Here is a 13,630-nt window from a genome sequence, read left to right as displayed (position 1 = left end):
CCGGCGCTGTCGTGGCCCTGTATCGCGCCATGGGGTCCGAGCTCGACACCGACGCCCTGGCCCTGGCGCTGGCGCGCGCCGGGCGGCGCCTGTGCCTGCCGGTGGTGTTGCAGCGGGACGCGCCGATGATCTTCCGCGCCTGGTCGCCGGGCGAGCCGCTGGAACTGGACGTCGCCGGCTGTCCCGCGCCATTGCCGCTGGCCGAGGTGCTGGAGCCGGACGTGATCGTCACGCCACTGCTCGCCTTCGACGCCGCCGGCGGCCGGCTGGGGCAGGGCGGGGGATATTATGACCGCACCTTCGCCGCCCGTCCTGACGCGATCCGCATCGGCTTCGCCTACGCCGGACAACAGGCCCCGCGTCTGGATCTCGAGGATCACGACATCCGCCTGCATGGCGTTCTGGCCGAGACCGGCTATACGGCTTTCGAATGAGACTGGCATTCTTCGGCGACGTCATCGGCAAGTCCGGCCGTGACGGGATCAGCGACCATCTTCCGGGCCTGAAACGCGACCTGAAGCTCGACTTCGTGGTGGTGAACGCCGAGAACGCGGCGGGCGGGTTCGGCATCACCGAGAACACGGCGCGCGAGCTGTTCATGGCGGGCGCCGACTGCCTGACGCTGGGCAACCACAGCTGGGACCAGCGCGAGGCCCTGACCTATATCGTGCGCGAACCGCGCCTGATCCGGCCGGCCAACTATCCGCGCCTGATGGATGCGCCGGGCGCCGGGGCCAATCTGTTCGAAACGCACAGCGGCCGCACCGTGCTGGTCATGAATGTGCTGGGCCGGGTGCACATGGACCCGATGGACGACCCCTTCGGCGCGGTGGAGCGTGAACTGGCCGCCGCCCCCCTGGGCGCCGTCGCGGACGCCGTGATCGTCGACATGCACTGCGAGGCGACGAGCGAGAAGATGGCCATGGGGCACTTCTGCGACGGACGCGCTTCGCTGGTGGTGGGCACCCATACCCACGTCCCGACCGCCGACTGCCAGATCCTGCCCGGGGGCACGGCCTATCAGACCGACGCCGGCGGCTGCTGCGACTACGACAGCGTCATCGGCAACGAGAAGGAAGAGCCGCTGCGCCGCTTCACTACCCGCATCTCCGGCGGACGCTACACGCCCGCCTCTGGACCGGCGACCGTGTGCGGCGTCTTCGTCGAGACCGACGACCGCACCGGCCTGGCGACGCGCGTGGAGCCGATCCGCGTCGGCGGCCGATTGAGCCAGGCCGTGCCCGTCGTCTGACGGCGACGGCGCGGGGAGGGGCCATGGGACGGGATGAGGCGCCGTCGCGGGGGTTCATGGTCGGGCTGGGCGTCGCCTATCTGGCGGCCTTCATCGCCATGGCGCCGCTGTTGGGAATGCTCGTGCCCCTGCGGGCGGAGGCGATCGACCCCGCCGCCAAGGAACAGATCCTGAGCACAGCCCTGTTCTGGGGCGCGATCATGGCCGCCGGGTCCAACGTGCTGGTCGGGGTGTTCAGCGATCGAACGCGGTCACGCCTGGGCCGCAGGCGGCCTTGGATGGCGGGCGGCGTCGTGGGCGTGCTGGCCTCCTACGGCGTGATCGCCACCGCCTCGTCCGGCCTGGCGCTGGCCCTGGGCGTCGTGCTGTTCCAGGCGGCCTTCAACGCCCTGTTGGCGGCGCTGCTGGCCCTGTTCGCGGATCGGGTTCCTGCCCATGCGCGGGCGCGGCTGTCGGCGGTGATGGGCATGGGCTATCCGCTGGCCAACATGATCGGCGCGGCCCTGGTCGGCGGATGGCTGGCGCAGGACTGGGCCCGGTACGGCGCCCTGGCCCTCGTGCTGGTCGTCGGCGTCCTGCCTTTCGTCGCGAGAGCAGGCGATCGACCATCGATCAACTATACGGCCGCGCCTTCGGACAGCGCCCCGCCGTCCGCTTCGGTCCTCGGCCCGTTCGCGCACCGCGACTTCGTCCTGGTCTGGCTGGGACGCGCCGCGATGACGACCGGCTTCGTCACGGGCAGCATCTACCTGCTGTATTTCATCGCCGCCGAAACCGATTTCCAGGCGCGGTACGGCGCGCCGCCGGAGATGGGGCTGGCCCTGCTGACCGGCGTGTCCTTCGGGCTTGTGCTGGGCGTGTCGCTGGTGGTGGCGCTGGCGGGCGGGCGGCTGGGCCGTCGTCGCGATCTGGCGGTCGGTGGCGCCCTCATCCTGGCCGTCGGCGGCGGTCTGCTGGCGGTCGCGTCCGCATGGCCCTGGGTCGTGCTGGCCTTCGCCATCCACGGCCTGGGCACGGGGGTCTATTACGCGGTCGAGACGGGGCTGATGGTCGACGCCCTGCCGGCGCGCGATCGCAAGGGCGGGGACCTGGGCCTGATCAATCTGGCCGCGGCCCTGCCTCAGGCCTGGGCGCCGCTGCTGTCGCTGGGGACGCTGGCGCTGTTTTCGGGCGGATACCGGCCGGTGCTATGGCTGTCCACGGCCGTGTTCCTGCTGGGCGCGGCCTTGTTCCTCGGCGTCAGGCGACGCTGAGCTAGGCCTGGGCGCGCAGTTCGATCGCCCGGGCGGCCAGGGCCGGGGCCCCCATCTCGACGGCCGCCGCCTCGACCTCGGTCAGGACAAGATGCAGGGCGACGGGCTCGCTGCCGCCCAGCGCGCGTCGCGCCAGCCCCAGGCGCGCCATGCCCAACTGGTCCGCCGCCCAGTCCAGCGGCGCCGCGCCCGAGCGCGGCAGTCGTTCGCGCAGGCGCGCCTCGATCTGATCCAACCCGGCGCGGTCGCCGACATCGGCCGCCAGCGCGATCTCCCGCGCCAGCCGACGCTCGCGCGCCAGGGCGCCCAGCACCAGGCCCTGGCCCTGCGTCAGCGCTTCGGCCTGGATCAGCGGCATCAGCGGCGCATCCGCCTCGCCCGACCGCGCCACCTGAATCGCCGCCCAGTCCAGCGGGCTGTGGTCCGGCGTGAACTGTTCGGCGGCGGCGCGGAACATCGTCCGACCTTGCGCCTGGGCCTCCGGATGACGCGCTGCGGCCGCAAGCGCCGAAAGCCCGGCGCCGCAAAGGCTCAGCACGCGCGCGCGGCTCAACGGCCGTCGCTCGGGCGTGAACACCTCGGCCAGGGCGCTGAGATCCCGTCCCGCCTGGTCCAGCAGTCGGCCGTCCCGCTGGATCACGCCCGCTTCCAGCGCCAGGGCGGCGCGCTCCAGCCTCAGATCGTCCGCGCAGGCAAGGCCCCGGGCGGCGGCGGCCTGAACCGCCCCGCCCAGCAGGCCGGCGGCGGTGTGCATCTCTTCTGGATCGCCGGACAGTCGCGCCAACCGCGCCTTGACCAGGGCCTCGGCGACGGCCGCTTCCGCCGCCACCCAACCGCGTCGCGCCGGACCGACCGAGGCCAGCGCCTGCAGCGCTTGATGAAGTCGGCGGGGGTCGCCGCAGAGGTCGAAGCGCAGCGTCAGCGTCAGGGCCCGGTCCACCCCGGCCAGGACGCGCTGGTCGTCCGACCCGGCCAGGCGGCCCAGGCTTTCCGCCGCGCGGTCGGCCCGGTCCAGGCTGTCGGCGGCGCCGGTGCGGCGGGCGTGCTCGCGCCACAGGCCGCCGGCCCTTCGCTCGGTCTCGAACGGACGACGGCAGGAGACGCGCCCGGCGTCGACGGATTCGCGCCGCGCCTCGGCGTGAAGCAGATCCACGCCGATCAGCTCGACCCACCCCAGGTCCTCGGTTTCACGGGCCTTGTCGAACAGTTTGCGAAGATCTCGGCCGAACTCGAACATGGGCGACTCGTCTGTATTCCCGGTTCGGGACGAAGGTTGCGCCCCTGCGGTGTCCCAAGCAAACGCGACGCCGTCTGTCCGGTTCGCCTCGGCTTTTCCCCAGGTTCTCGCCAGACCCGCCTTCAGCCCAGGTCGGGCGCCCGTTCACGGCAGCGCTGCAGGGCCGCGCGCGACGCCGGCGTACCCGCGCTGAGCTCACGCACGCCTTCGATCCGCGCGCGCGTCTGGTCCGCCTCGGCTGCCCGCGGAGTCTTTCCCGCCGCCGTTCCGGCCCGCATCGCCGCCAGCGACCAGTACAGGGCGGCGTCGTACAGGGCCCGTCCCTCGCGGCTCTCGCCGCCTTCCAGCTCGGACGCCGCCTGCGTCAGCCCGGCGCATCGCACCGCCTCCTCATAGGAGACCAGCCCGCCCGTGTTCTGGGCGAGGAGGACGGCGACGGCGATGGCAGAGGACAAACCCATGACGCCTCCGGCGCTAAGGCGCCCAATGGGCCGAACGATGGCGCCTTCGCCCCGACAGGGAAAGGGAATTTGCGCGCGCGGCGCTCAGGACGCGTCGGACGATTGCGGCGTGGTCTGCGGGGGCGCGGTCTGCGGTTCCGAGTGCGGGTCGTTGGCGACGGACTGGAGCAGCGATCGGGCCTCGTCCGGCCTGCCGCCCTCGGTCAGCGCCTGCGCGGCCTCCCGCCGGATGCTCATGACCTGCGGCGCATAGGCCGTCGCCAGCCGCCAGGTCTGCAGGTCGTTCTCGGTCGGGTATCCGGTCGCGCCGCGCCGGGTGCGCGCCAGGGCCAGATAGATGCGATAGTCGGTCGGCGCGGTTTCCAGCGCGCGCGCCAGATAGCCTCTCGCCTCGTTCACCAGCGTCAGACGCGCGGCGTCGTCGGTCGCCCCCTCGCTCTGCGTTATGCGTCGGCTCGCCGCCAGCTGCAGCGCCTCTGCGTCGGCGGGGGCGACCGAAAGCGCCCTGGACAGCGCCGCTTCGCCGGCCTCCGCATCGCCCCAGCGGAACTCGGCGCGCGCCAGGGTCGTCAACGCCAGCGGATCGTCGGGGAAACGGGCGGCGCCCGCCCGCACGCGCGGCAGCAGGGTTCGGACTTCCTCTGCCGATTTGGGATAGCGGATCGTCAGGCTGTCGAACAACAGCCTGTCGGCGCTGGCTGGCAGGCTCTCGAAACGTATGTCCGGATGCACGTCGGACAGGTCGACCTCGGCATAACCCATGCGGCCGCGCAGATAGGCGCGCAGCGCGGCTTCCAGGCTGGCGTAGTCGTGCCCCAGGTGGGTTTTCAGCGCCTCGGCCTCGGGCGCGCCGCGTCCCACCGCCGCCAGATAGGCGTCCAGGCCACGCCGCCGCTCCGGATCGGTCAGCATGTAGTGGGTCAGCAGCCATGACTGCGAATAGAAGGCCGCGCGTTCATACCGCTGCTGCAGTTGCCGGGGATGCGCGGTCAGCAGCGTCTCCATCGGAATCCAGGCGACGTGGTTCAGCACGTTCAGGCGGTTCTGGTTGAAATAGCCGACCTTGACGGCGTCGGCGTTCTCGACCGTCGCCGTCATGAAGAACTCCGCGAACCCTTCGACGAACCAGCCAGGATAGGCCCCAGGGAAGTTCTGATACATGAAGTGGTGGGCGTATTCGTGAAGCAGCACGTCGTCGCCGCCGCGCCGGTTCAGCGCCGAATAGACGTCGATCTCGCCGGCGGAATAAAACCCCGCGGCCGTTTCAGGCAGTCCAGGGTGAATCTCGCGCAGTTCGCTGCGCGTGTGCACCAGATAGACCGGCAGCTTGCGCGCACCCTCGGCGGGCCCGATCCCGAACTGCCGGCGCATCAGGGCGTCGAAATGCTCCAGACTTTCTGCGTGCCGGCGAAGGTCGTCCTGACGGCCCTCGCCATAGACCACGAAGTTGTCCGTTTCGGCGCGCAGCCATTCGGCGGACGCCGGCGTCCCCGAAACCATCACGGCCGCTGCCGCCAGTCCGCTCGCCCAAAGCCTCACGCCACATCCTCCGCGATCGCGATCGGTCATGCTTAGAAGGCGGATGTGACAACCGCAACGCGACATCTGCGCCGTGCGCTAGCCGCGTTCCTTGGTCTTGGTGAAGGCGATCTTGGGGAAGCGTTCGCCGACATAGCCGGTCTCCCAACTCGACTTGGCCAGGAAAACCGGATTCTGGTCGATGTCCACGGCCATCTGCGGGCGGTACTTGCCGGCAAAGTCGTCCAGGTCCGCCTTGTCGCCGCCCACCCAGCGCGCCTCGGCGTAGGGGCTGGGTTCAAAGACGACGTCCAGGCCGTATTCCTCGCCCAGGCGATCGGCCATCACCTCGAACTGCAGTTGCCCCACCGCACCCACGATGAAGTCCGAGCCCAGCTCTGGCCGGAACAACTGGGTCACGCCTTCCTCGGCCAGGCCCTCCAGCGCCTTCTTCAGGTGCTTGGCCTTGAGCGGATCCTTCACCCGTACGCGCTGCAGGATTTCGGGCGCGAAGTTGGGCAGGCCGGCGAAACGGATCATGCCGCTTTCCGACAGGCTGTCGCCCACCCGCAGCACGCCGTGGTTCGGGATGCCGATCACGTCGCCGGCGAAGGCGTCGTCCGCCAGTTCCCGGTCGGAGGCGAAGAACATGATGGGGGCGTTCACCGACAGCGACTTGCCGGTGTTCTGCACCTTCAGCTTCATTCCGCGTCGGAAGGCGCCCGACGCCATCCGGAACATCGCGATCCGGTCCCGGTGGTTGGGGTCCATGTTCGCCTGCACCTTGAAGACGAAGCCGGTGACTTCGTCCGCGCCGGGCTCGACCGTCGTTTCGACGGGGGCAGGGGCGTTGCGGGTCTCGGGCGGCGACTCCTTCCTGGCCTTCATCACCTTGGGCGCGGGGGCCCAGTCGCCGATGGCCTTCAGCAGCTCGTCGATGCCGAAGTGGCGCAGCGCCGAACCCCACAGGACCGGGGTCATGTGGCCTTCCAGGAAGGACTGCCGGTCGAACGCCGGATAGCCGCCCTCCACCAGTTCGACGGCCTCGGCCAAGGCGTCTTGCTCGCCCGCTTCGAAGTAGCGCGCCGCCTGGTCCAGCGGCAGGGCTTCGGGGTGGCCCGGATCCTCGTCCGCGCCGGGGACCTTGCGGGTGTAGGGCTGGAAACGCCCCGTGCCGATCTCGACCATGCCGCGCAGCCGGTTGCCGCTCTCGGCCGGCCACCAGATGGGGGCCGGGTCCAGCTGCAGCCGCGACGCGATGTCGTCCAGCAGGGCCATCGGGTCCTGCGCCTCTCGGTCCAGCTTGTTGATGAAGGTGATGATCGGGATGTCGCGCAGGCGGCAGACCTCGAACAGCTTCAGCGTCTGCGGCTCGATCCCCTTGGCGGCGTCCAGCACCATGATGGCGCAGTCGGCGGCCGTGAGCGTGCGATAGGTGTCTTCCGAGAAGTCCTCGTGCCCCGGCGTGTCCAAGAGGTTGAACATCTTGCCGTCGTGCTCGAACGTCATGACCGAGGCGCTGACGGAGATGCCGCGTTCCTTCTCGATCTTCATCCAGTCCGAGCGCGTCCGCCGGTTCTCGCCGCGGGCCCGGACGGCGCCGGCCGCACGAATGGCGCCGCCCGCCAGCAGGATATGCTCGGTCAGGGTCGTCTTGCCCGCATCCGGGTGGGCGATGATGGCGAAGGTCCGGCGGCGGCCGGCCTCCTCGGGCAGGGTCAGTTTCGACATGATGGGTCCTCGGGCGCGGGGGACTACCGCGCCCGGCGTCGAAAGTCACCTTTACGCGTCGTCCGCCGGCTCAGGCTCGGCGGTTCCGGGGCAAATAGTGCTTCCGGCAAATAACCCCTCGCAACCGAGGGAAATTCGAGTCATTGTGCCATAGCGGAGACCATCCGACCGTCAGAGCCGGCCCCTCCGCGAAGGGAAAGGAAAAGACGATGGCAGTGATCCATCCTGAAGACCGCATCGCTCACCTCGAGCGCGAACGGGCTCCGCTTCACCCCGCGCTGGGGCTGCTTGTCGGATTCGGTTTCATTGTCGGCGTGGCCACCCTGGTCCACGTCGTGTTCAACACGATCTTCTAGACGAGGCTCGGGGCGCGGGCGGGCCGCCTCAGGCCGCCAGGCGATTCCAGACCGCGCGGTCGGCGGCGATCGCGTCGAGGCGACGGCCCTTGGTCTGCAACTGCCGCATGACCGCTTCCGGCAGGGCGCAGAACCGCGGCTCGACCAGGTCCGGCTGGCAGCCGGCCTCGGGCGCGGCGAACAGGGCGGCGTTCACGTCCGGGCTGCGGTGGGCGATCAGCCAGGCGAGGCGACGCGCACGCGCCGGATCGTTGCGGTGAAGCAGGGGATCCTCGGCGAACAGCTCGCAACCCAGCTCCAGCACATAGTCGAAGCCCAGCTGCTCGAAATGACGCGCGTCGGCGGGCGTGGCCGGGCAGGCCTCGTCCAGGTCGAACATGACGTCGTTCAGAAGAAACAGCATGGGCGAAACGCTCGAACAGGCCGGACGCGAGGTCGTCCTGTCACCCACCCTAGCGGTCGCCGCTTGCAGTCCGGTTCACGGACGCGGTTAAGCGAATCTCACCGACAGGCGCCCCGCCGACTTGGCCGCCGCCGGGATTTCGAACACGTCCAGGTGGCGCGCCCTCTGACGCCGCGCAGCTTTATGGCTGTGACGGGCGCCCGCTCGGCTGGCTGGTCCGGGACAGCCGCCACCAGGGCTTCCACGGCGTCAGGTGATGTTCGTGATGGCGGCCGAAGTGAAAGCAGGTCAGCAGCGAGAGCAGGGGGCCGAAGGAGCTGCTGCGCGCATTGTGGTGGTCCGCGAAGGGATCGTCCGTCTGGCGATGAGGCAGCCAGGTGCCGAAGGTGAAGAGCTGGAGCGCCGACAGAAGCGCCGGGGCGGCCCAGAACGCCAGAAGGTTTCGTACGTCGGCGCCCAGACCGAAAAGGGCGATCACGACCAGCGACGTCAGCACGGCCATTTCGCGCCAGCCGAAATAGGTGCGGAAGAAGCCGTGAAACCAGGGCAGGAAGCGGCGAGGCGCGGCGGCGTGAAAGTCGGGGTCGCGCTCGGTCCCGGGCGCGGCGTGGTGGGCGTGATGCGCGATGTTCAGACGTCCGAAGCGAAATCCGGCGTAGAGCGCCAGCGCCACCGTCCCTGTCGCCGCATTGAGGCGCGGCCTCCCCGGGGCCAGCGATCCATGCATGGCGTCGTGGGCGACGATGAACAGTCCGACGGACAGCCAGGTCTGGAGCGCGATCAGCACCGGCGCGATCAGCAGGCTCCAGGCGGTCCAGCGATGCCAGTAGACGCCGTAGACGTGCACGGCGAGCCAGGCCGTCATGATCATCAGCGCGAGCGACAGACCGATCAGGGTCTGGTTCGGCGTGATCCGGGGCTCAGAAGACGCGGCGGACATGGCGCGACACTAGCGCACTGGGCGCGCGCAAGCACCCTGTTCGCTTGCCGCGCGCGTCGCCTCGTGTCACCTGTCGCGGATGCAGGCCGACGCCTTTGACACTTCCGGGCCTGATCTCCTCCTGATCGGCGGCGGCCTCGCCAATGGCCTGCTGGCCCTGAGGCTGTCGCAGACCCGTCCGGAGCTGGACGTGCGCATCGTCGAGGCGGCGGACAGCCTGGGCGGCGTTCACACCTGGTCTTTCTTCGAAAGCGACCTGACGGCGGCGCAGAACGCCTGGATCGCGCCGTTGGTCTGTCATCGCTGGCCCGGCTACGAGGTTCGGTTCCCCCAGTTCGTCCGCAGCCTTTCCACCGGCTATTGCAGCGTGACGGCGGAGCGGTTCGCGGCGGTGGTGGGCGCGGCCTTGCCGGGACGGATCACGCTCGGCGCGCCGGTTCTGTCCGTGTCGCCCACCGAGGCGATTCTGGCCGACGGCCGGCGGCTGACGGCCCGGGCGGTGATCGACGGGCGAGGGCCGGCGGCCGCCCCGGATCTGGCCCTGGGGTTCCAGAAGTTCGTCGGCCTGGAGGTGCGGCTGGCCGCGCCGCACGGATTGACCGCGCCCATCGTCATGGACGCCCGCGTCGATCAGGCCGGCGGCTATCGCTTTCTCTACACCCTGCCGTTCGACGAGCGGACCCTGTTGATCGAGGACACCCGCTACACCGACGGGGCCGAGCTGGATCGTGACGCCTTCCGGCAGGGCGTTCTGGATTACGCGGCGCGGCAGGGCTGGGTCGTCGATGCGGTGTTGCGCGAGGAGGAGGGCGTTCTGCCCGTGGCCCTGGACGGCGACATCGCCGCGCATCTGGCGAGCATGGGGACCGCGGCCCAGAGCGGACTGCGCGCGGGCCTGTTCCACCCCACCACCGGCTACTCCCTGCCCGACGCGGTTCGACTGGCGGATCGACTGGCGGATGATTTGCAGCTCGCGACCCTGGCCGCCGACATCCACCGCCATGCGAGCGACGTATGGGCGGGACGAGGGTTTTATCGGCTGCTGAATCGCATGCTGTTTCGCGCTGCGAAGCCGCAACAGCGTTACAAGGTGCTGGAGCGGTTCTATCGTCTGCCCCAGCCGCTGATCGAGCGCTTCTATGCGGCTGGATCGACGCTGGGCGACAAGGCTCGGATTCTCAGCGGCAAGCCGCCGGTGCCGCTGGGCGCCGCGCTGACCTGCCTGATCGAAAAGGGACGTGCGTGATGCGGGCTGCGGTGATCGGATCGGGTTTCGGGGGGCTGTCGTTGGCCATCCGCCTGCAGTCGGCGGGCATTCAGACCACCGTCTTCGAGGCGCGCGACAAGGCCGGCGGCCGCGCCTACGTCTATCAGGACAAGGGCTACACCTTCGACGCCGGCCCCACGGTCATCACCGACCCCTCGGCCCTGGAAGAGCTGTTCGAGGCCAGCGGGCGCAAGCTGTCAGACTATGTCGAGCTCCTGCCCGTCGCGCCCTTCTATCGACTGTGCTGGGAAGACGGCGACGTCTTCGACTACGTCAACGACCAGGACGAGCTGGATCGCCAGATCGTGGCTCGCAATCCGGCCGACAAGGAAGGCTATCGCAAGTTCCTGGCCTATTCGCAGGACCTGCTGAAGGAAGGCTATCTGAAGCTGGGGGCCGTGCCGTTCCTGGACTTCGCCAGCATGGTCAAGGCGGCGCCCGAGCTGATGCGGCTGCAGGCCTGGCGGTCGGTCTACGACAAGGTGGCCGGCTATATTCAGGACGAGCACCTGCGCCAGGCGTTCAGCTTCCACTCCCTGCTGGTCGGCGGCAATCCGTTCGCCACCTCGTCGATCTACGCCCTGATCCACGCGCTGGAGCGGCGTTGGGGCGTGTGGTTCCCGCGCGGCGGCACCGGCGCCCTGATCCAGGGCATGGTGCGACTGCTGCAGGACCTTGGCGGCGAAGTGCGCCTGAACAGCCCGGTCGAGCGGATCACCATGGCCAACGGGCGCGCGACCGGCGTGGTCGTGGACGGCCAGACGATGGACTTCGACATGGTCGCCTCCAACGCCGACGTGGTGCACACCTACCAGCGCCTGCTGGGTCAGGAGCCGCGCGGCCGCAAGGAGGGCGCGCGACTGGCGGCCAAGCGGCACTCCATGTCGCTGTTCGTCATCTATTTCGGCCTGAAGCGCGTCCACCCCGAGGTACGTCACCACACGGTGCTGTTCGGGCCGCGCTATCGCGAGCTGATCGCCGAGATCTTCAAGGGGCCGGACCTGCCGGACGACTTCTCGCTGTACCTGCACGCGCCCACGCGGACCGACACGTCCCTGGCGCCCGAGGGCTGCGACGCCTTCTACGTTCTGGCGCCGGTGCCGCACCTGGCCTCGGCCGACATCGACTGGGAGGTGGAAGGGCCGCGCTATCGCGACCGCATCCTGGCCTATCTGGAAGAGCACTATATTCCGGGCCTGACGGCGGACCTCGACACCTGCCGCATCTTCACCCCCGTCGATTTCCGCGACCAGCTGAACGCGCACCAGGGCTCGGCCTTCTCGCTGGAGCCGATCCTGACGCAGAGCGCCTACTTCCGGGTGCACAATCGCGACGACCAGATCCCGAACCTGTATTTCGTGGGCGCCGGCACCCATCCGGGCGCGGGCGTTCCGGGCGTCGTCGGCTCGGCCAAGGCCACCGCCGGCCTGATGATCGAGGACGCGAGGCAGACCGCATGACCGACGCCGTCCTGGATCACAGCCGCCAGTCGATGGAGCAGGGCTCCAAAAGCTTCGCGGCCGCCGCGCGGCTGTTCCCGGCGGCGATTCGGGACGACGCCTGGATGCTGTATTCCTGGTGCCGGCATTGCGACGACGAGATCGACGGCCAGGTGCTGGGCCACGGCGCGGTGGGCATCGATCCGGTGCTGGCCGGCCAGAAGCTGGACGAACTGCGCGCCCGCACGGCCGCCGCCTTGGCCGGAGAGCCGCAGACCGATCCGGTCTTCACCGCCTTCCAGCGCGTGGCGACGCGCCACGGCATCCCGGCCGACGAGGCCATGGATCTGCTGCACGGCTTCGAGATGGACGTGATCGGCCGGCGCTACGACACGCTGGAGGACACGCTGGACTATTCCTATCACGTCGCCGGCGTGGTCGGCGTGATGATGGCCCGGATCATGGGGGTGGACGATGCGCCGACCCTGCGACGGGCGCAGGACCTGGGCCTGGCGTTCCAGCTGACCAACATCGCCCGCGACGTGGTCGAGGATGCGCGCGGCGGGCGGGTCTATCTGCCGGGCGCCTGGCTGGACGAGGCCGGCGTGCCGCGCGACCAGGTCGCCGCGCCCGAGCATCGCGCCGCCGTGGCCCGCACCGCCCAGCGTCTGGTCGCGGCGGCGGAGCCTTTCTACGCCTCCGCCCGCTGGGGCCTGCGCGATCTCAATCCGCGCTCGGCCTGGGCCATCGCCACGGCGCGGGGCGTCTATCGCGCGATTGGCCGCCACGTGTCGCGCGCCGGCCCGGCGGCCTGGGACGGGCGGACGTCGGTGGACAAGGCCGGCAAGCTGGTCCTGCTGGGGCGCGGCGGGCTGATCGCCCTGTGGTGCAAGACGCTGGACGCGTGGCGCGACCCGCCGCCGCGTCCGGCCCTGTGGACCCACGTCTGACGGTCATCGCGCGGCGCGGCGGCGCTCCAGCAGCAGGGCGACCGCAAGACCCGCGACCCCAAGTCCGGCCAGCACGGACCAGGCCGCGGTCACGACGCCGGTGAACTCGCCGCGCCACAGCGTCGCCTGATAGGCCTCGATGGCCCAGGCGTGCGGCGTGATCCAGCCCAGGGCGCGGAAGGCTTCCGGCATCAGGAAGCGCGGCGCCATGGAGCCGCCCAGGGCCGCCAGCAGCAGCACGACGAAGGTGGTCAGGGGCTGGGCCTGCTCGCGCGACCGGCACGCCGCCGTCAGCGCCAGCGCCAGCCCCGCCGCTGCAAATCCGACCAGCGCCGCCGTCACACCCGCCGCCGCCGCCTGCCACGGCGCGAGCGGGGGCAGTTTCGTCCAGGCCGCGGCGAAGACGGCGGCCGTCTGCATCACCCCCACGACCGTCAGCCACCCCGCGCGCCCGCCCAGGATCGGCGCCAGTCCGCCCCGCGCCAGGGCCAGCCGCGCCTGCAGGCCCGACCGCCGCTCGTCCAGCCCGCCCATCGCTCCGTGCATGGCGGCGAAGAAGACGAACATGACGCTGACCGCCCCGGCGTAGTAGGCGGCCTGGACATCGCCGGTCGGCCCGACCTGCATCGTCGCCACGCGCACCGTCGGCGGCGCGACCTGACCCGCCAGCGCCGCCGCCATCGGTTCCAGCCGCGCCTGAAGCGCCGCCGCCGCCACGTCGCGACCGGCCGCGGACACCACCACCACCTGAGGCGCGCTCGCCGGGGAAGGGCGGATCAGGACGCCGGCGTCCGCGCGGCCGTCGATCACCGAGCGCTCCAGT

General features: G+C 70.3%; 14 protein-coding genes. 7 read left to right on the top strand and 7 right to left on the bottom strand.

From position 1 onward, the window contains the following. The 3 genes from ACE3PU_RS01895 to ACE3PU_RS01885 all read left to right on the top strand — a co-directional run. Positions 1–434: 5-formyltetrahydrofolate cyclo-ligase (locus tag ACE3PU_RS01895; RefSeq protein WP_374386075.1), on the top strand; the 434-nt coding region annotated here is incomplete at its 5' end. Beyond that, on the top strand, positions 431–1,252 hold the full coding sequence (locus ACE3PU_RS01890; RefSeq protein ID WP_374386073.1) for a YmdB family metallophosphoesterase: 822 nt from the start codon (positions 431–433) through the stop codon (positions 1,250–1,252). The genes ACE3PU_RS01895 and ACE3PU_RS01890, both read left to right, overlap by 4 nt. 23 nt (positions 1,253–1,275) lie before the next feature. Continuing rightward, positions 1,276–2,505, top strand: coding sequence for an MFS transporter (locus ACE3PU_RS01885; RefSeq protein WP_374386070.1), 1,230 nt, complete (start codon positions 1,276–1,278; stop codon positions 2,503–2,505). Between the two features lies 1 nt (position 2,506). On the opposite strand, the gene ACE3PU_RS01880 is transcribed toward ACE3PU_RS01885, so the two are convergent. The 4 genes from ACE3PU_RS01880 to ACE3PU_RS01865 form a co-directional block, all read right to left on the bottom strand. Next, positions 2,507–3,742, bottom strand: coding sequence for a hypothetical protein (locus ACE3PU_RS01880; protein WP_374386068.1), 1,236 nt, complete (start codon positions 3,740–3,742; stop codon positions 2,507–2,509). Between the two features lie 122 nt (positions 3,743–3,864). Beyond that, positions 3,865–4,203: a hypothetical protein gene (locus ACE3PU_RS01875; protein ID WP_374386066.1), complete on the bottom strand. Its 339-nt coding sequence runs from the start codon at positions 4,201–4,203 to the stop codon at positions 3,865–3,867. An 84-nt stretch (positions 4,204–4,287) separates the two neighbouring features. Beyond that, entirely contained in the window at positions 4,288–5,742 is a 1,455-nt protein-coding gene (locus ACE3PU_RS01870) for a DUF1570 domain-containing protein (RefSeq protein WP_374386064.1), read from the bottom strand. Between the two features lie 78 nt (positions 5,743–5,820). Continuing rightward, positions 5,821–7,452 (bottom strand): peptide chain release factor 3, encoded by a 1,632-nt coding sequence (locus tag ACE3PU_RS01865; RefSeq protein ID WP_374386062.1) that lies wholly within the window; start codon positions 7,450–7,452, stop codon positions 5,821–5,823. Between the two features lie 209 nt (positions 7,453–7,661). Between ACE3PU_RS01865 and ACE3PU_RS01860 the strand changes: the two genes are divergently transcribed. Further along, a complete protein-coding gene (locus ACE3PU_RS01860; protein WP_374386059.1) occupies positions 7,662–7,808 on the top strand; it encodes a hypothetical protein in 147 nt (48 codons plus the stop codon). A gap of 28 nt (positions 7,809–7,836) precedes the next feature. Here the strand turns inward: ACE3PU_RS01860 and ACE3PU_RS01855 are convergent, their stop codons facing one another. Beyond that, entirely contained in the window at positions 7,837–8,211 is a 375-nt protein-coding gene (locus tag ACE3PU_RS01855) for a hypothetical protein (protein ID WP_374386057.1), read from the bottom strand. 181 nt (positions 8,212–8,392) lie between these two features. Further along, positions 8,393–9,151 (bottom strand): fatty acid desaturase, encoded by a 759-nt coding sequence (locus ACE3PU_RS01850; protein WP_374386055.1) that lies wholly within the window; start codon positions 9,149–9,151, stop codon positions 8,393–8,395. A 79-nt stretch (positions 9,152–9,230) separates the two neighbouring features. On the opposite strand from ACE3PU_RS01850, the gene crtY reads away from it, so the two are divergent. Genes crtY through ACE3PU_RS01835 form a run of 3 tightly spaced genes read left to right on the top strand, consistent with a single transcriptional unit; the run spans position 9,231 to position 12,807 of the window. Then, the gene (gene crtY, locus ACE3PU_RS01845; RefSeq protein WP_374386053.1) at positions 9,231–10,397 is read left to right on the top strand and encodes a lycopene beta-cyclase CrtY; all 1,167 of its coding nucleotides are present in this window, start codon (positions 9,231–9,233) and stop codon (positions 10,395–10,397) included. Beyond that, positions 10,397–11,878: a phytoene desaturase gene (locus tag ACE3PU_RS01840; protein ID WP_374386051.1), complete on the top strand. Its 1,482-nt coding sequence runs from the start codon at positions 10,397–10,399 to the stop codon at positions 11,876–11,878. Before crtY ends, ACE3PU_RS01840 begins: the two co-directional genes overlap by 1 nt. Beyond that, complete coding sequence (locus tag ACE3PU_RS01835) at positions 11,875–12,807, top strand: phytoene/squalene synthase family protein (RefSeq protein WP_374386049.1); 933 nt, start codon at positions 11,875–11,877, stop codon at positions 12,805–12,807. Before ACE3PU_RS01840 ends, ACE3PU_RS01835 begins: the two co-directional genes overlap by 4 nt. Positions 12,808–12,810: 3 nt before the next feature. On the opposite strand, the gene ACE3PU_RS01830 is transcribed toward ACE3PU_RS01835, so the two are convergent. Continuing rightward, positions 12,811–13,630 (bottom strand): ABC transporter permease (locus ACE3PU_RS01830; protein ID WP_374386047.1); only part of this gene is annotated, 820 nt, incomplete at its 5' end.

The organism is Brevundimonas sp., assembly GCF_041911375.1.
Taxonomy (GTDB): domain Bacteria; phylum Pseudomonadota; class Alphaproteobacteria; order Caulobacterales; family Caulobacteraceae; genus Brevundimonas.
Note: the sequence above shows the minus strand (reverse complement) of the source record. Positions and strands in the feature narration are given on the sequence as shown.